This is a genomic window from Microbacterium sp. USHLN186, from assembly GCF_037145155.1.
In the GTDB taxonomy this organism is placed as follows: domain Bacteria; phylum Actinomycetota; class Actinomycetes; order Actinomycetales; family Microbacteriaceae; genus Microbacterium.
Genome location: NZ_JBBCYA010000007.1, coordinates 65,840 through 83,103, shown reverse-complemented (window position 1 = coordinate 83,103; position 17,264 = coordinate 65,840). Strand labels below are relative to the sequence as shown.

The window sequence follows — 17,264 nt, the reverse complement described above, 5'->3', positions numbered from 1 at the left end:
GAAGAGGGAAAGCCATGTCGGTTGGTCTGCTGGCTGTCGTCGATGACATCCTGAGCGCGGCGATGAAGGCATCCGCGAAGGCGGCCGGAGTCGTCATCGACGACGCCGCTGTCACTCCGCAGTACGTGCAGGGGCTCACGCCTGCGCGGGAGCTGCCGGTGGTCGGCAAGATCGCCCTCGGTTCGATCGCCAACAAATTCCTCGTCATCATCCCCATCGCGCTGGTGCTCACCGCCTTCGCGCCGTGGGTGCTGCCGTACCTGCTCATCATCGGCGGCACCTACCTCTGCTTCGAAGGCGCCGAGAAGGTGCTGGAGTGGTTCGGCTTCTCGCACGGTCACGACGAGGAGGGCGTGCGCGACGAGAAGCGGCTGGTCTGGGGTGCGATCCGCACCGACCTCATCCTCTCCACCGAGATCATGCTCATCTCGCTGGCCGGCCTCGATCCGGCCCTCGGCATATGGCAGACGCTCGGCGCGCTCGCCGTCATCGCGCTCGTGATGACCGGAGCCGTGTACGGCGTGGTCGCGCTGCTGGTCAAGATCGACGACGTCGGCCTGAAGATGGCGAAGAATCCGATGCGGCGGGTGCGGCACACCGGCACGCGCATCGTGCGGTCGATGCCGGCGGTGTTCCGGGTGATCAGCGTGGTAGGCACGGTCGCGATGCTGTGGGTCGGCGGCCATCTGGTGGTGGTCAACCTCGGCGAGGTGGGGCTGCACGCACTCGCCGATCTGGTGCACGGTGTGGACGAGCTGCTGGCCTCACTCGGCGGCTTCGCGGTGTGGCTGGGCAACACCGCCGTCTCGGCGGTGGCGGGCATGATCCTCGGACTGGTCGTGGTGGGCGTGGTGCTGCTGATCGGGCGGATGCGGGGGAGCCGGCTCAGGTTCGACGAAGCCCACGTGGTCGACGAGCACCGGCGCGCCGGGAACCCGGCATCCACCGCCTGACGGCCAGGGCGGCGGTCCGGAAAGTCGCTTCGACCTCGCCGGTCGTCGGGTCAGATCCAGCCCGGCAGCCAGTTGTGGATGAGCCAGAACTCGTACGGAACGCTCATGCCCGTCCACACCGGGTAGAAGAACATCGACACCCCGGCGACGACGACCACGAACACCGTGAGCGTGCGCTGCCCGGCCTGCCGACGGGGCAGCGGATCGGCGGGTCGACCTGCGATCTCGCGCATCGCCATCACCAGGGCGAGGATCACGAACGGCGCCATGACCACGGTGTAGAACTGGAAGATGGTGCGATTGGGCACGAGCAGCCACGGCACGTAGGTCGCGAGCAGGCCGATCAGCGGGAGTGCCTGCGCCGCGTCGATCGATCGGCGCTCGAGGATCGCACGGCCCACGCGGTACAGCAGATACAGCGCGGCGAGCATGCCGCCGTACCAGATCAGCGGGTTCGGCACCGCGGAGATCACCGCGATGCAATGGTCGGTGCCGCATCCGCTTGGATCGTCGCCCACCCAGATCGCGGTCGGGCGCAGCAGCAGCGGCCACTGCCACGCCGGGCTGGCGTAGGGGTGCGGGCTGGACAGGCCCACGTGGAAGCCGTACATCGAGGAGTGGTAGTCCCACAGCGCGATGAGGGGATCAGGACTCGCGCCCCGGTCGTATCCGCCGGTCGTCGACAGCCACCCGGTCCACGAGGTCAGGTACACCAGCAGCGCCGGGCCCACCAGCAGCACGAACGACACCGGACCCTGGCGCAGCACGGCATCGCTGGGCCAGAGCGGCACCGCCGCCCGTCGACGTGCCAACGCGTCCGTCGCGACGGCGTACAGACCGATCACGGCCAGGGCGTACAGGCCCGACCACTTCACCGCCGACGCCGCTCCCAGGCTCACGCCCGCGGCGATCAGCCAGGGGCGACTCCACAGCACCGGGCCCCACAATCGGGGCGGCGCGCCGCCGGCATCCGTCAGTCGGCGCTGCTCCCACCGCGCGGCCAGCAGCGGCAGGGAGCGCCGACGGTCGAGCAGCGCGAAGAGGAAGCCCAGCAGCACGAAGAAGGTGAGGATGCCGTCCAGCAGGGCGATCCTGCTGAGTACGATCCCCAGCCCGTCGATCGCGAGCAGACCCGCGGCGATGGCGGCGAGCACGCGGGAACGGGTCAGCTGCAGCGCGAGCAGGTACAGCACGAGCACAGTCAGCGAACCCAGCAGCGCGGTCGTCAGACGCCATCCCGCGCTGGAACCCGGGCCGGTCAACGCCATGCCCAGTGCGATGATCCACTTGCCGAGCGGCGGGTGCACGACATACGAGCCCGTGGTGCCCATCGCGGAGTCGTCGCCGTTCGGCAGCTGCGCATCCGCGCCGTCCGCCCAGGTCGCCTCGTAGCCCAGATTCCACAGCGACCAGGCGTCCTTGACGTAGTACGTCTCGTCGAACATGATCTCGTGCGGGTGCCCGAGGTTCGTCAGGCGCAGCACGGCCGCGAGCAGTGTGATCAGCGCGGGCGTCAGCCAGGCCAGCGCCCGTGCCCACGCCGGGTGCGCCATCGTCCGCCTGGTCAGCTGCTCCCACCCGGTCTCGACTCGGGTTCCGGGGGCTGCAGGGGGCGCGGCGGCAGGCGTGCTCACCAGCTCAGCCTAGGCAATCGCGCTTCGCGCCCGCCCCGGTGACGCCGGGCGCACCCACCTAAGCTGGTGGGGTGATCATTCTCGCCGCGACCCCCATCGGCAACCTCGGGGACGCATCGCGGCGGCTGATCGAGGTGCTGGAGAATGCCGAGATCGTGGCGGCGGAGGACACCCGCACCACGCAGAGGCTGCTGCAGGCGCTGCGGATCGAGAACCGTCCGCGCCTGATCGCGCTGCACGACCACAACGAGAAGCACAAGGCCGCCGAGCTCGCCGAACTCGCGGAGGAACACGACGTCGTGGTCGTCAGCGACGCCGGGATGCCGGCGGTGAGCGACCCCGGCTACGGGCTTGTCGCGGCGGCCGTCGAACGCGGTGTGACGGTCACGGCGATCCCGGGTCCGAGCGCCGTGCTCATGGCGCTGGCGATCTCGGGTCTGCCCACCGATCGGTTCACCTTCGAGGGGTTCCTGCCGCGTAAGCCGGGCGAGCGCCGGCAGACGCTGGCGCTGCTGGCGTCGGAGCCGCGCACCATGGTGTTCTTCGAGTCGCCGTCACGGCTGGCGTCATCGATCGCCGACATGGGGGCGGCGTTCGGCGCCGACCGCCGCATCGCCGTCTGTCGCGAGCTGACGAAGCTGTACGAGGAGGTGCGCCGCGGCACCGCCGCTGAGCTCGTGGAATGGGCGGAGGGCGGCGTGAAAGGCGAGATCGTCGTGGTGGTGGAGGGATCCGCCCCGGTCGCGGTCTCGGGGGACGACGCTCTCGCCCAGGTGCAGGCGCTCGTGGCATCCGGTACCCGTCTGAAGGATGCGTGCGCCGAGGTCGCCGCGGCGACCGGCCTCAGCTCCCGCGACCTGTACCAGGCCGCGCTCGCCGCGCGAAGCGCATGACCCCTGTGCTGCCTCCGCCGCCCCGCGTTCGCACCGTCGAGAGCACGGCATCTCGGCGCGTGAACGGCTCTTTCACGCGAACAGCCCGTTCGTTCGGCGAGGTCCCGTGCTCTCGACGGGAAGTCGGTGGGCGCGCGTCAAACGCTCAGCGCAGGATCCGGGCGATGCTCTCGAGGCGGAGGGAGCTGTGATCAGCGATCCTCTGGGTGCTGAGCCCGCTCTCACGCAGGGCGACCAGCACGAGACGGAGCGTCGCGACGACGACGGCATCGCCATCGGTCGGATCAGGGCCGGTATCGGTGACTTTCCGCTCCAGCTTGGCCAGCAGCTCCCGCTGCTCCTCGGTTAGGACCGGCGGACCGTCTTCTACGGTGAGCGACCAATCCGGCGTGCGGCGCCGTCGAACGAGCATGGCGACGGCGAGCACGCAGAGTGCCGTGCAGAGCACTGCGACCAGGACGGCTCCCGGCCATCCGATGGCCGGCCCCGATTCACACGAGCTCTCGAGCCCGGCTCCGTCCGCATAGTCGACGCAGCGCCCCGCCTGCATCCCGAAGGTCATCAGCACGACGATCGGCGCCAGCACCAGCACCGCCGCCCACGGCCACGCACCCCTGCGCTTCTCCGCCTCCATGCCCCGAGCATGCCACGCCTGCCCGCGCTGTCCTCGTCCTCGTCGAGAGCACGGCACCTCGGCGAGTGAGCGGCTCTTTCACGCGAACGACCCGTTCGTTCGGCGAGGTCCCGTGCTCTCGACGGGAGTCGGCCCAGGTCACGAATCAGAACGGCGCGCCGTTCCCGCCTAGAATCGTGAGCATGCCCGCAGGCGAGTCCTTCTACATCACCACGCCCATCTACTACCCGTCCGACGTGCCGCACATCGGGCACGGGTACACGACGGTGGCCGTCGACACGCTGTCGCGCTGGCACCGCCAGGCGGGCGATGACACCTGGATGCTCACCGGCACCGACGAGCACGGCCAGAAGATGCTGCGCGCCGCGGCCGCGAACAACGTCACCCCTCAGGAGTGGGTCGACAAGCTCGTCGGCGAGAGCTGGTTCCCGCTGCTGGAGACCCTCGACGTCGCCAACGACGACTTCATCCGCACCACCCAGGAGCGGCACGAGAAGAACGTGCAGGTGTTCTTCCAGAAGCTGTACGACGCGGGCTACATCTACGCGGGCGAGTACGAGGCGCTGTACTGCGTGGGCTGCGAGGAGTTCAAGCCCGAGTCCGAGATCGTCGACGGCACGGGGCCCTTCGAGGGCCTGAAGGTCTGCGCGATCCACTCGAAGCCCCTCGAGCTGCTGCAGGAGAAGAACTACTTCTTCAAGCTGAGCGAGTTCCAGGACCGCCTGCTCGAGCTGTACAAGACCGAGCCCGACTTCGTGCGCCCCGACTCGGCGCGCAACGAGGTCGTCTCGTTCGTGGGCCAGGGCCTGAAGGACCTGTCGATCTCGCGCTCCACGTTCGACTGGGGCATCCCGCTGCCGTGGGACGAGTCGCACGTCATCTACGTGTGGGTCGACGCGCTGCTGAACTACGTCACGGCGGTCGGCTACGGCGAGGACGACGCGAACTTCAACCGCCGCTGGCCGGCGTACCACGTGGTCGGCAAGGACATCCTGCGCTTCCACGCCGTCATCTGGCCGGCCCTGCTGATGGCCGCCGGTCTCGAGGTGCCCAAGGGCGTCTTCGCACACGGCTGGCTGCTGGTCGGCGGCGAGAAGATGTCGAAGTCGAAGCTCACCGGCATCGCGCCGACCGAGATCACCGACGTGTTCGGCTCGGACGCGTACCGCTTCTACTTCCTCTCCGCGATCGCGTTCGGACAGGACGGCTCGTTCTCATGGGAGGACCTGTCCGCCCGCTATCAGGCCGAGCTCGCAAACGGCTTCGGCAACCTCGCCTCGCGCACGGTCGCGATGATCCAGAAGTACTTCGACGGCGTCGTTCCCGAGCCGGCCGAGTACGGCGAGCGCGATCTCGTGGTGCAGAAGAAGGTGGCGGATGCCGCGGCCGCGGCCGATGCGGCGATCGAGAACTTCCGCATCGACGAGGCCATCGACGCGATCTGGACGATCGTCGATGACCTGAACCTGTACATCACCGAGAACGAGCCGTGGGCGCTCGCTCGCGACGACCAGCAGCGCGCGCGCCTGGGCACCGTGCTGTACACGTGCGCCGAGGGACTGCGTGCCCTGGCCGTGCTGCTCTCGCCGGTCATGCCCCAGTCGACCGCGAAGCTGTGGGACGCCCTGGGCGTCGCCGGATCGCTCGGAGAGCTCACCGCACAGCCGATCCGCGAGGCCGGTGCGTGGGGTGCGCTGCAGCCCGGCACGACGGTGTCGACGCTCGCGCCGCTGTTCCCCCGCGTGGAGCAGACCGCCTGAGCGGCGCCATGGTCGAGACGTACGTGCAGCGCCGGGATGCCGAGGGGCGCAAGGACCTGCGCTACCCGGCGGCGCCGGAGCCGCTGACCGTGCCCGTGTACGACAATCACGCGCACCTGGAGATCACCGACGGTCCTTCGACAAGCTCAGGGACCCAGCAGGGACTGACCCTGTCGGAGCAGCTCGACCGCGCCGAGGCGGTCGGTGTCGCCGGGGTCGTGCAGGCATCCGGCGACATCGAGTCGTCGCGCTGGGCGGTGCACGCGGCGGCATCCGACCCCCGCGTGCTCGCCGCCGTCGCCATCCACCCGAACGACGCGCCCGCCTACCAGCAGGACGGTCGCCTCGACGAGGCGATCGCGGTCATCGACGAGCTCGCCGCGCATCCCCGCACGCGCGCGATCGGCGAGACGGGCCTGGACTACTTCCGCACCGACGAGCCGGGCCGGCCCGCGCAGCACGAGTCGTTCGAGGCGCACATCGCGCTGGCGAAGAAGCACGGCATCGCGATGCAGATCCACGATCGCGACGCGCACGCCGACGTCCTCGAGACGCTCTCGCGCGTCGGCGCGCCGGAGAAGACGGTGTTCCACTGCTTCTCCGGCGACGATGCCATGGCGCGGATCGCGGCGGATGCCGGCTACTGGCTCTCGTTCGCCGGCAACCTCACGTTCAAGAACGCGCAGAACCTGCGCGACGCGCTCGCCGTCACGCCGCTGGATCGCGTCCTCGTCGAGACCGACGCACCCTTCCTCACCCCCGTGCCCCTGCGCGGACGCCCCAACGCGCCGTACCTCGTACCGATCACCGTCCGGTTCATGGCCGCCGCGCTCGACGTCGACGTCGACGAGCTGTGCGCACAGCTCGCCGCGAACACCCTGGCGGTGTACGGCGCGTTCGACTGACACCGCTAGCCTGCTCTGGTGCGCCTTCTCGACGAGATCACCCTGCAGGACACCTTCGTGCGGCTGGAGCCGCTGTCCGCGGAGCACGCTGACGACCTGAGCCGCGCCGCAGCGACGCTCGACGCGGCCTGGTACACGTCGGTGCCCAGCCCGGCAGAGGTGCCGGCGGAGATCGGCCGCCGTCTGGCGCTGCGCGAGGCGGGCATGATGAACCCGTTCGCCGTGCGCCGGCTGTCGACGGGCGAGGTCGTCGGTATGACGACGTTCTGCAACATCGACCAGCCGAACCGCCGCGTCGAGATCGGATACACCTGGATCAGCACCCCGGCGCAGGGCACCGAGGTGAACCCGGCGATGAAGCGGCTGCTGCTCGCGCACGCGTTCGAGACCTGCGAGGCGATCGCGGTGTCGCTGCTGACGCACTTCCACAACCGGCAATCGCGCGCGGCGATAGAGCGGCTCGGTGCCAAGCTCGACGGCATCCTGCGCAACCACCGCATCATGCCCGACGGATCGCTGCGCGACACGGCGGCGTACTCGATCCTGCCGCACGAGTGGCCCGCCGTGCGCAACGGGCTGGACGCCCGGCTGGCCTGCCACGCCCGCCCGACCCGCTAGGCCGCGACCGCGTCCTCGTCCAGAGCCGGCTTGGCCGCGGCGATGTGCGAGATCTGCCGCCACATCAGCAGCAGCGTGATCGCCGACCCGCCGAACGCGAACCACCACGGCGCTGTCAGCCCCCACGTCTGCGCGATCATTCCGCCGAGGGCCTGTCCGAGCACCATTCCCCCGAACACGCCGACCATGTTCACCGATCCCACCCGGCCCTGCAGGTCGTGCGGCACCAGACGCTGGCGGACCGTCGTAGAGATCGTGCCCCAGACGAACGCGTACGCGCCGAAGCCGAACATGATCACCAGGGCGACCGCACCGCTCGTGGTCAACGCGAATGCGAGGTGCATGAGCACCTCGAGCGAGAGGCACGCCTTCATCAGCACGGCGAACGACACGTGACGCTCCAGCCAGCCGAAGCTCAGCGTGGCGAGCAGGCCACCGACCGCCGACGCGGTGGTGAGCGCTCCGAAGCCGACCGGCCCCATGCCGAGATGCTCGGTCGCGTACAGCACGAGGATGCTCCAGGGCGCTGCCCACGTGACGTTGAAGGCGAGGATGATCACGATCAGCGTGCGCACCGGCCGGTGCTGCCACGCCCAGCGCAGCCCCTGCCCGATGTCGTGACGGACCCGGGTCGGCTCGGCGCGCGGCGGCACCGGCTGACGGGCGATGCGCGAGACGAGGACCAGGCCGAGGGACACCGCGAGCACCTGTGCCAGGAACGGCCAGAACGAGCCCACCGCGAACAGGAACGCGCCCAGCGGAGGGCCGGCGAGCTGGTTGGCGACGAGGAAGCCTGCCTGCAGACGGGCGTTGCCGATGCCGAGGTCGGCGGGCTGCACCATAATCGGCAGCAGAGTGCTCGTGCTGGTGTCGGCGAACACCTCGGCGGTGCCGTACAGGAACGACACGGTCAGCACGATCGCGATGTTCGCGGTTCCGGTCACGAGGAACGCCACGAGTGCGGTGACGACAAGGGCACGGATGCCGTGCGCGAGCATCACCAGCATCCGCCGCTCGACGCGATCGGCGATCGCGCCGGCGTGCAGCCCGAAGAGGAGCCACGGGAGGAACTGCAGCATCGCACCGGAGGCGACGAGCACGGGCGACGAGGTCATCGACGCGATCAGCAGGGGCGAGGCGGCGAGAGCGATGCCGTCGCCGATGTTGCTCGTCCACGCCGCCGACATCAGCCAACGGAAGTCCGGGCCGAGCCGGCGTGGCGCGATTAGCTCTGCGAGGGCGGTCACCGCTCGATCCTAGGGCCGGATCCGGTTCACAATGAGCGCCGGGGCGGGTGAGGGTGACCGGCAGGGGAGAATGGATGCATGACCGTCTCCCTGCTCGGCGCCACCGAGATCCGCCGACTCGCCGCCGAGCTCGACGTCACCCCCACCAAGAAGCTGGGTCAGAACTTCGTCGTCGACGCGAACACCGTGCGCAAGATCGTGCAGGCCGCCGGGGTGCAGCCGGGGGAGCGGGTGGTCGAGGTCGGCCCGGGACTGGGGTCGCTGACGCTCGCGATCCTCGAGACCGGCGCCTCGGTCACCGCGGTCGAGATCGATCACCGTCTCGCCGAGCGGCTGCCGCAGACGGCGCGTGAGCGGGGCGTGGCGGACGGTGCCCTGACGGTGGTGGACGCGGATGCCATGCGCGTCACCGAGCTGCCGGGCGAGCCCACCGTGCTCGTCGCGAATCTCCCATACAACGTCTCGGTGCCGGTGCTGCTGCACTTGCTCGAGACGTTCTCCTACCTCCAGCGCGGCGTCGTGATGGTGCAGGCGGAGGTCGCCGAACGGCTCGCGGCGAAGCCGGGATCGAAGATCTACGGCGCTCCCAGCGTGAAAGCCGCCTGGTACGGCCCGTGGCGGCTGTGCGGCACGGTCTCGCGTCAGGTCTTCTGGCCGGTGCCCAACGTGGACAGCCTGCTGGTGGGATTCGTGCGCGACGCGCAGCCGCGCGGCGACGAGCAGGAGCGGCGGAGCACCTTCCGGATCGTCGATGCCGCCTTCAACCAGCGGCGCAAGATGCTGCGCCAGGCGCTGTCGGGCATCTACGGCGGCTCGGCCGCGGCATCCGCTGTCCTGGAGGCCGCCGGCGTCGCGCCCACTGCGCGGGGCGAGGATCTCACGGTCGACGATTACCATCGCATCGCGCGGGTGCAGCCGGCAGCGGCGTCCGTGCCGATAGCCTGACACCGTGACCGAACCGCGCTTCCGCCCCGATGTCCCCGAGCTCCACCGGCCGTACGTCGCGGCCGCCGATCGCTACCAGCGCTTCGCGTACCGTCAGGTGGGGTCTTCCGGCCTCTACCTGCCGCCGATCTCGCTCGGGCTGTGGTGGAACTTCGGCGACAACATCCCGCTCGACGACCAGCGCACGCTGCTGCGGCACGCGTTCGACTGCGGGATCACGCACTTCGACCTCGCGAACAACTACGGCCCGCCCTACGGCTCGGCGGAGAAGAACTTCGGCCGCATCCTCGCCGAGGACCTCGCGCCCTACCGCGACGAGCTGATCATCTCGTCGAAGGCCGGCTGGGACATGTGGCCGGGCCCGTACGGCGACCTGGGCAGCCGCAAGTACATCCTCGCCAGCGCCGAGCAGTCGCTCACCCGCATGGGCCTCGACTACGTCGACATCTTCTACTCGCACCGCGTCGATCCGGTCACACCGGTGGAGGAGACCATCGGCGCGCTGGACACCCTGGTCCGTCAGGGCAAGGCGCTCTACGTCGGAATCTCCTCGTACAGCGCCGAGCGCACCGAGGCCGCGCTCGCCGTCGCCCGCGATCTCGGCACGCCGCTGGTGATCCACCAGCCCTCGTACTCCATCCTCAACCGCTGGGTCGAGGACGGCCTCACCGATGCGCTGCGCGCCGGTGGGGTCGGCGCGATCGCGTTCACGCCGCTGGCGCAGGGGCTGCTGACCGGCAAGTACCTCGCCGACGGCACCGCGCAGCGCGCGCAGAAGCGCGGCTCGCTGCCCGATCGTCCCGTCTCGGAGGAGGGCCTGGCGGTGCTGCGCGGACTCAACGACATCGCCGCGGATCGGGGGCAGACCCTCGCGCAGATGGCGCTGCAGTGGACGCTGCGCGACCCGGTGGTCGTCTCCGCGCTCATCGGCGCCTCGCGCACCGAGCAGCTCGACGAGAACATCGCCGCCCTGGACGGGCCGGACTTCTCGGACGAGGAGCTCACGGCCATCGATGCGCTCTCGCACGGCATCGACGTGAACCTCTGGGCCGTCTCGTCGGATCTGTGATGGCGTCGCGACCGCATGCCGTGCATGTGCGTGCGCCCGGCAAGATCAACGTCTACCTCGGAGTGGGGCGGCGTCACGACGACGGGTACCACGCTCTGGCCACCGTCTTCCAGGCGGTCTCGCTGTATGAGGACGTGCATGCCGAGCCGGCGACCGGCTTCTCGCTGGAGGTCGACGGCGACGTGGACGTCAGCGGGGTGCCGCTGGATGATCGCAACCTCGCGATGCGGGCGGCGAAGCTGCTCGCGCAGAGCGCAGACATCGACAGCGGCGTGCACCTGCGCATCCGCAAGGGGGTGCCGGTGGCGGGCGGCATGGGCGGCGGTTCGGCGGACGCCGCTGCGGCACTGGTCGCGTGCGACGCGCTGTGGGGCACTGAACTCGGCTCGCACCGGCTGCACGCCCTCGCGGCACGCCTCGGCGCGGACGTGCCGTTCGCGCTGCACGGCGGCACCGCGATCGGCGTCGGACGCGGTGACGAGCTCACCCCCGCGCTCGCGCGCGGCCGGTTCGACTGGGTGCTGGTGCTCAGCGAGCAGGGGCTCTCCACACCGGAGGTCTACGGCCGGCTGGATGTCATCCGCTCACACGGCGAAGCGGTCGCAGACGACCCGCCGCCCTCGCTCGATGTGCCGAGCGCGGTGCTGCATGCGCTGCGCACCGGCGATGCGCACGAGCTCGCACCGGTGATGATGAACGACCTCGAGGCGCCCGCCGTGCTCGACCGGCCCGATCTCGAGCTCGCCCTGGTCGACGGCGTGCGCTTCGGCGCGCTCACCGGCATCGTGTCCGGCTCCGGCCCCACCCTCGCGTTCCTGTGCCCGGGACCGGATGCCGCCCGCGCCGTGCAGGACGCCCTGCGCAGCACCGGGCGAGACGCCCTGCACGTGCACGGGCCGGTGCCCGGCGCCCGGATCATCGGGTGATCGCCGGGCACCGGCCCGTGGATGCGACGCGCGTCAGACGCGCTGGCGCCGCTTGTTCCAGACGTCGAACGCGACGGCCAGCAGCAGCACCATGCCCTTGATGAACTGCTGCGAGTCGGTGCCGACACCCAGCAGCGACATGCCGTTGTTCAGCACGCCCATGATCAGGCCACCCGTGATCGCGCCGATGATGCGACCGACGCCGCCCTGCACCGCCGCACCGCCGATGAAGGCGGCCGCGATGGCGTCGAGCTCGAACAGGTTGCCCGCGCCGGGGCCCGCTGAGTTGAGGCGCCCGGTGAAGACGAGGCCGGCCAGTGCGGCCAGCACGCCCATGTTCACGAAGAGCCAGAAGTCGATCCGCCGCGACTTGATGCCCGACAGGTCCGCGGCGTGGCGGTTGCCGCCGATCGCGTAGATGTGCCGGCCGAACACCGTGCGGCCCATCACCAAGGTGTACCCGACGATCAGCGCGGCCAGGACGATCAGCACGATCGGTGTTCCGCGCGATCCGTCCGCCACGCCGAGCAGGTAGGTCAGGTAGCCCAGCAGCAGCACGCCGCCGATCAGGCGGACGAGGAACCAGGTGCGCGCCTCGGGCTCGAGGCCCATCTTCTTCAGCTTCGTCCGCTCACGCAGCTCGTAGCCGACGAACAGCACGAGGGTGAGGACGCCGAGTCCGAGCGTGATCCACTCGACCGGCGAGGTCGAGGCGGGGAACAGCTGGGGGAACAGGTAGCCGCCGCCCAGCTGCCGGTACTCGCGCGGGAAGGGGGTGATCTGCGTGTTCGAGAGCACCATCTGGGTCAGACCGCGGAACAGCAGCATGCCGGCCAGCGTCACGATGAACGCGGGGATGCCGACCACCGCGACCCAGAACCCCTGCCACGCGCCGACCAGGGCGCCGACGAGCAGGGAGGCGATGATGCCGATCCACCAGGGCCAGCCCCAGTGCACCACCATCACGCCCGACACGGCGCCCACGAACGCCGCCACCGACCCGACCGACAGGTCGATGTGGCCGGCGATGATGATCATCACCATGCCGATCGCGAGGATCAGGATGTAGCTGTTCTGGACGATGATGTTCGACACGTTGCCGGCTGTCAGCAGCTTGCCGCCGGTGACGACCTGGAAGAAGACGACGATGACGATCAGCGCCAGGAAGATCCCGATCTGGCGCATCCGCGACGTCAGCTGGGAGAGCACCTCGTTCGCTCGGGGCGCGGTCTCGCTACGGGTGGACATGGTCGGGTTCCTTCTCCTTGGTCATGTAGGTCATGAGGGTCTCGGGGGTGGCGTCGGCGATGTCGACCTCGCCGGTGATGCGCCCCTCCGACAGGGCGTAGATGCGGTCGCAGATGCCCAGCAGCTCGGGCAGCTCGGACGAGATCACGATCACGCCTTTGCCCTGCGCCGCGAGGCGGTTGATCAGCGAGTAGATCTCGTACTTCGCGCCGACGTCGATGCCGCGAGTGGGCTCGTCGAGGATGAGCACCTCCGGATCGGCGAACAGCCACTTCGAGAGCACGACCTTCTGCTGGTTGCCGCCGGAGAGCTTGCCGACCACCGACGCGACCGACGGCGCCTTGATGTTCATGCTCTTGCGGTATCCCTCGGCGATGACGACCTCTTCGTGGCCGTTCACCCAGCCGCCGCGGGCGATCTTGCCCAGGCCCGCGACCGAGATGTTGCGCTTGATGTCCTCGATGAGGTTCAGGCCGTACTGCTTGCGGTCCTCGGTCGCATAGGCGATGCCGGCCGCGATGGCCGCCGACACGGTGCGGGTGTTCACCTCACGGCCGCGCACGTACACGCGACCGGAGATGTTCGTGCCGTAGCTGCGGCCGAACACGCTCATGCCCAGTTCGGTGCGCCCGGCGCCCATGAGCCCGGCGATGCCGACGACCTCTCCGGCCTTCACGTTCAGGTTCGCGCCGTGGATGACCGTCCGGTTCGGGTCCGCGGGGTGATGCACCCACCAGTCCTCGATCCGGAACACCTCCTCGCCGACCTCGACCGAGCGGTCGGGGTAGCGGTGCGCGAGGTCGCGACCGACCATCCCCTTGATGATGCGGTCTTCGCTGATGTCGTCGCTCGTGAGGTCCAGGGTCTCGATCGTGCGCCCGTCGCGGATGATCGTGACCTTGTCGGCGATCTCCTTGATCTCGTTGAGCTTGTGACTGATGATGATCGAGGTGATCCCCTGGCCCTGCAGGTGGCGGATCAGATCCAGCAGGTGCGCCGAGTCGTCGTCGTTGAGCGCGGCCGTGGGCTCGTCGAGGATGAGGAGCTTCACCTCTTTCGAGAGCGCCTTGGCGATCTCGACGAGCTGCTGCTTGCCGACCCCGATCTCGCGCACGGGTGTGGCGGGGTCATCGCGCAGACCCACGCGGGCGAGGAGCTTCTTCGCCTCCAGATTGGTCGCGCTCCAGTCGATGAAGCCGCGCCTCTGCCTCTCATTGCCGAGGAAGATGTTCTCGGCGATCGACAGGTAGGGGCTCAGCGCGAGCTCCTGGTGGATGATGACGATGCCGTGGTCCTCGGAGTCGCGGATGTCACGGAACTGCGCGACCTCGCCCTCGAAGACGATCTCGCCACCGTAGGTGCCGTGCGGGTACACGCCCGAGAGAACCTTCATGAGCGTCGACTTGCCGGCGCCGTTCTCTCCGCAGATCGCGTGCACCTGTCCGCGCTCGACCTCGATGGTGACGTTCTGCAGCGCCTTGACGCCGGGGAACTCCTTCGTGATGTCGCGCATCTCGAGGATGGTGCTCATTTGATCTCCTCCCTTCTGCCTGGTGCGATCGGATGCCGGTCCGGGCCCGCCGGATGGGCGGGCCCGGACGGGGGGATCACTTCAGGTCGTCCTCGGTGTAGTAGCCGCTTTCGACGAGGACCGACTCGTAGTTGTCCTTGGTCACGATGACCGACTCGAGCAGGTACGACGGAACGACCTTCTTGCCGTTGTCGTACGTCTCGGTGTCGTTGACCTCAGGCTCGTCGCCCTTGAGGATGGCGTCGACCATCTCGGCCGCGACCTTGCCCAGCTCACGGGTGTCCTTGAAGATCGTCGAGTACTGCTCGCCGGCGATGATCGACTTCACGCTGCCGGCCTCGGCATCCTGGCCCGTGACCACCGGCAGGTCGCTCGCGGCGTACCCTCCCGAGGTCAGCGCCGAGATGATGCCGATCGACAGGCCGTCGTACGGCGAGAGCACGCCGTCGAGCTTGGTGGCGCCGATCACGGTGAGGATGTTCTCCATGCGCTTCTGCGCGGTCTCGGGCAGCCAGCGCAGGATAGCCGCCTGCTCGAAGCCGGTCTGGCCGGACGGGATCGTCAGCACGCCCTTGTCGAGGTACGGCTTGAGGGTGTCCATCGCGCCGTCCCAGAAGAACTTCGCGTTGTTGTCGTCGGGGCTTCCGGCGAACACCTCGATGTTCAGCGGACCGGCGACGCCGGTGTCCTTGCCGCTCTCGTCGAGCACGCCCAGGCCGGTGAGCAGGCTCGTCGCCTGCTGCACGCCCACCTGGTAGTTGTCGAACGTCGTGTAGTAGTCGACGTTCTCGGTGCCGTTGATCAGCCGGTCGTATGCGATGACGGGGATGTCTTCGTCGGCCGCCTGCTGCAGGACGTCGGTCAGCGTCGTGCCGTCGATCGAGGCCACGATCAGCGCGTCGGCGCCGGTGGAGACCATGTTCTCGATCTGCGAGACCTGAGTGGGGATGTCGTCGTTCGCGTACTGCAGGTCGACCTTGTACCCCATCTCCTCGAGGGTCTTCTTGACATTGTCGCCGTCGGCGATCCAGCGCTCCGACTGCTGGGTCGGCATGGCGACTCCGACGGTGAAGTCGGATGCCGGCTTGTCGCCGGACGAACCGGCGTCGCCGCCTCCGCCGCGGGTGCCGCTGCAGCCGGCCAGGACGATCGCCGCGGTGGCAGCGATGCCGACGAGCGCGAGAGACCTCTTCATCTTCACTGTGTGCTCCTTCTGTGCTTCTTCGGTTAGGGGGTGGGTGATGCTGATTCAGGGGAGTGGACGTGAGTGGCGGCCGGCGCGTCCTCCGCGATGGCCTTGGGATCCGCGTCAGGTTCGTCGCGGGGTGGTGCACCGGTGCGCTGGATCGCCTGCAGCGCGGCCACGGCATCGGCGGCGTGCACGAGCCGGTCGCCGGCGGAGGCGATGGCGGGTCCCAGGCCGGCGCGGTGCGCCCTGGCGTGCGCCGGCGCCGCCGCGGAGGGGCGGGTGCGCCGGTCCCACGCACCACCGATGACGCGCCCGTCGTCGGTGAGGAGCGCGGTCTGCGCGGGGCCGACCTGTGACAGGTCGAGGGCGTCCGGGGTGATCACGAAGAGGTCCGTCCCCTCGACGTGCACGGACACGGCGGTCGGGGCGGGAAGAGCGGATGCCGATGCGCACGCCTCGCACAGCCGCTCACGGGTGCGGGCGATGACGACCTGGGCCACGGCCGCACGTGCGCCACTCGCGTCGCGCGGGGCGGATGACTGCGGCATCGGGACTCCATCGTCGTCTTGCAGACCGAGCCGGGAGGGCGTCGGTGGTGTGACCGTTCACATGATTCGCTCGATAGTACATGCGAAACGGTCACATTTGTCAACGTGCGCGGATCACGACGTTCAGAGCGCGAGAGCCGGCGCCGTCGAGGTGCGTCGCACCAGCTCCGGGGTGACGCGCTGCGGATCGGCATCCGCACCGTCCATCAGGGCGAGCAGCATCGCCATCGCGCGCCGGCCGATCTCGGCGAAGTCCTGCCGCACGGTCGTGAGCGGCGGCGAGAAGTGCGCGGCCTCGGGGATGTCGTCGAATCCGACGACGCTCACCTCACGTGGCGCGTCGACGCCCATGTCGCGGCACGCATGCAGGAACCCCAGCGCCATCTGGTCGTTGCCGGCGAACACCGCGGTGAAGTCGCGGTAGCGCAGCAACTCCATCCCGGCGTAGTAGCCGAACGCTGCGCTCCAGTCGCCGAGGATGGGCGCGCGCGTGCGCAGCTCGGCATCCGAGAGTGCCTGCAGATACCCCTGCATGCGCGCATCCGCCTCGATCCAGTCGCGCGGGCCGGCGATGTGCACGATGTCGGTGTGGCCGAGCTCGATGAGATGCTGCATGGCCAGGCGCGTCCCCGCGACCTGGTCGACTCCCACGCTGTGCGCGTCCGTGCGTCCGCTGGTGTCCAGGGTGATGGTGGGGATGCTCACGGCGGCGTCGGCGAGCGCGTGGATGATCCGCTCCTGCGGCGCGATCACGATCAGGGCCTCGATGCCCTGCGACATGAGGAATTCCAGGCTGCTGCGGATCGACGCGTCGTCCCCGGTCGCGAGGGTGGTGAGGCTGATGCGGTAACCCGCCTCGCGGGCCGAGGCCTCCAGCGCGTTGATGGCGGTGGTGGGACCGTAGTGCACCGACATCGAGGTCAGTACGCCGATCGTGCGCGAGCGGCTGGTCACGAGCGTGCGCGCCGCCTGGTTGGGGCGATAGCCGAGGTCGTCGATGGCAGCCAGCACGCGTGCTCTGGTGGCCGGACGGATGTTGGGGGAGTCGTTCAGCACGCGCGACACGGTCTGATACGACACCCCGGCCAGCCGGGCGACATCGCGGATGTTGGGTGCACGGACTCGGTCCACGGCGCCCACCCCCTCGATGTGTACGTTCACACG

At 69.3% G+C, this 17,264-nt stretch carries 16 protein-coding genes; 8 read left to right on the top strand and 8 right to left on the bottom strand.

What is annotated here, in order from left to right; genetic code table 11:
- Nucleotides 1-14: 14 nt before the first annotated feature.
- Nucleotides 15-953: a DUF808 domain-containing protein gene (locus WFG93_RS13240; RefSeq protein WP_336646809.1), complete on the top strand. Its 939-nt coding sequence runs from the start codon at nt 15-17 to the stop codon at nt 951-953.
- 50 nt (nt 954-1,003) lie between these two features.
- Here the strand turns inward: WFG93_RS13240 and WFG93_RS13235 are convergent, their stop codons facing one another.
- Nucleotides 1,004-2,587: a dolichyl-phosphate-mannose--protein mannosyltransferase gene (locus WFG93_RS13235; RefSeq protein ID WP_336646808.1), complete on the bottom strand. Its 1,584-nt coding sequence runs from the start codon at nt 2,585-2,587 to the stop codon at nt 1,004-1,006.
- Between the two features lie 71 nt (nt 2,588-2,658).
- Here WFG93_RS13235 and rsmI point away from each other — a divergent pair, with 71 nt between their 5' ends.
- The gene (gene rsmI / locus WFG93_RS13230; RefSeq protein WP_336646807.1) at nt 2,659-3,480 is read left to right on the top strand and encodes a 16S rRNA (cytidine(1402)-2'-O)-methyltransferase; all 822 of its coding nucleotides are present in this window, start codon (nt 2,659-2,661) and stop codon (nt 3,478-3,480) included.
- 145 nt (nt 3,481-3,625) lie between these two features.
- Here the strand turns inward: rsmI and WFG93_RS13225 are convergent, their stop codons facing one another.
- Nucleotides 3,626-4,114, bottom strand: coding sequence for a hypothetical protein (locus WFG93_RS13225; protein ID WP_336646806.1), 489 nt, complete (start codon nt 4,112-4,114; stop codon nt 3,626-3,628).
- A 182-nt stretch (nt 4,115-4,296) separates the two neighbouring features.
- Between WFG93_RS13225 and metG the strand changes: the two genes are divergently transcribed.
- From metG to WFG93_RS13210, 3 genes are read left to right on the top strand one after another with little or no spacing between them, the layout of a single operon-like run.
- The gene (metG, locus tag WFG93_RS13220; protein ID WP_336646805.1) at nt 4,297-5,874 is read left to right on the top strand and encodes a methionine--tRNA ligase; all 1,578 of its coding nucleotides are present in this window, start codon (nt 4,297-4,299) and stop codon (nt 5,872-5,874) included.
- Nucleotides 5,875-5,882: 8 nt separating this feature from the next.
- On the top strand, nt 5,883-6,779 hold the full coding sequence (locus WFG93_RS13215; RefSeq protein ID WP_336646804.1) for a TatD family hydrolase: 897 nt from the start codon (nt 5,883-5,885) through the stop codon (nt 6,777-6,779).
- 18 nt (nt 6,780-6,797) lie between these two features.
- The gene (locus WFG93_RS13210; RefSeq protein ID WP_336646803.1) at nt 6,798-7,397 is read left to right on the top strand and encodes a GNAT family N-acetyltransferase; all 600 of its coding nucleotides are present in this window, start codon (nt 6,798-6,800) and stop codon (nt 7,395-7,397) included.
- Here the strand turns inward: WFG93_RS13210 and WFG93_RS13205 are convergent.
- Nucleotides 7,394-8,644, bottom strand: a complete 1,251-nt coding sequence (locus tag WFG93_RS13205; RefSeq protein ID WP_336646802.1) for an MFS transporter — start codon at nt 8,642-8,644, stop codon at nt 7,394-7,396. The two genes, WFG93_RS13210 and WFG93_RS13205, sit on opposite strands and share 4 nt — an antisense overlap.
- A gap of 78 nt (nt 8,645-8,722) precedes the next feature.
- Between WFG93_RS13205 and rsmA the strand changes: the two genes are divergently transcribed.
- From rsmA to WFG93_RS13190, 3 genes are read left to right on the top strand one after another with little or no spacing between them, the layout of a single operon-like run.
- Nucleotides 8,723-9,589, top strand: a complete 867-nt coding sequence (rsmA, locus tag WFG93_RS13200; protein WP_336646801.1) for a 16S rRNA (adenine(1518)-N(6)/adenine(1519)-N(6))-dimethyltransferase RsmA — start codon at nt 8,723-8,725, stop codon at nt 9,587-9,589.
- Nucleotides 9,590-9,593: 4 nt separating this feature from the next.
- Nucleotides 9,594-10,658, top strand: a complete 1,065-nt coding sequence (gene mgrA / locus WFG93_RS13195) for an L-glyceraldehyde 3-phosphate reductase (protein ID WP_336646800.1) — start codon at nt 9,594-9,596, stop codon at nt 10,656-10,658.
- Nucleotides 10,658-11,584, top strand: a complete 927-nt coding sequence (locus tag WFG93_RS13190; protein WP_336646799.1) for a 4-(cytidine 5'-diphospho)-2-C-methyl-D-erythritol kinase — start codon at nt 10,658-10,660, stop codon at nt 11,582-11,584. The genes mgrA and WFG93_RS13190 overlap by 1 nt, the downstream gene beginning before the upstream one ends.
- A 33-nt stretch (nt 11,585-11,617) precedes the next feature.
- On the opposite strand, the gene mmsB is transcribed toward WFG93_RS13190, so the two are convergent.
- From mmsB to WFG93_RS13165, 5 genes are all read right to left on the bottom strand, one after another.
- On the bottom strand, nt 11,618-12,832 hold the full coding sequence (gene mmsB / locus WFG93_RS13185; RefSeq protein WP_336646798.1) for a multiple monosaccharide ABC transporter permease: 1,215 nt from the start codon (nt 12,830-12,832) through the stop codon (nt 11,618-11,620).
- Nucleotides 12,819-14,363: a multiple monosaccharide ABC transporter ATP-binding protein gene (gene mmsA / locus WFG93_RS13180; protein ID WP_336646797.1), complete on the bottom strand. Its 1,545-nt coding sequence runs from the start codon at nt 14,361-14,363 to the stop codon at nt 12,819-12,821. The genes mmsB and mmsA overlap by 14 nt, the downstream gene beginning before the upstream one ends.
- A gap of 76 nt (nt 14,364-14,439) precedes the next feature.
- Entirely contained in the window at nt 14,440-15,558 is a 1,119-nt protein-coding gene (gene chvE, locus WFG93_RS13175; protein ID WP_336646868.1) for a multiple monosaccharide ABC transporter substrate-binding protein, read from the bottom strand.
- 32 nt (nt 15,559-15,590) lie between these two features.
- Nucleotides 15,591-16,100: a class II aldolase/adducin family protein gene (locus WFG93_RS13170; protein ID WP_336646796.1), complete on the bottom strand. Its 510-nt coding sequence runs from the start codon at nt 16,098-16,100 to the stop codon at nt 15,591-15,593.
- 123 nt (nt 16,101-16,223) lie between these two features.
- The gene (locus WFG93_RS13165) at nt 16,224-17,261 is read right to left on the bottom strand and encodes a LacI family DNA-binding transcriptional regulator (protein ID WP_336646795.1); all 1,038 of its coding nucleotides are present in this window, start codon (nt 17,259-17,261) and stop codon (nt 16,224-16,226) included.
- Nucleotides 17,262-17,264: the final 3 nt, after the last annotated feature.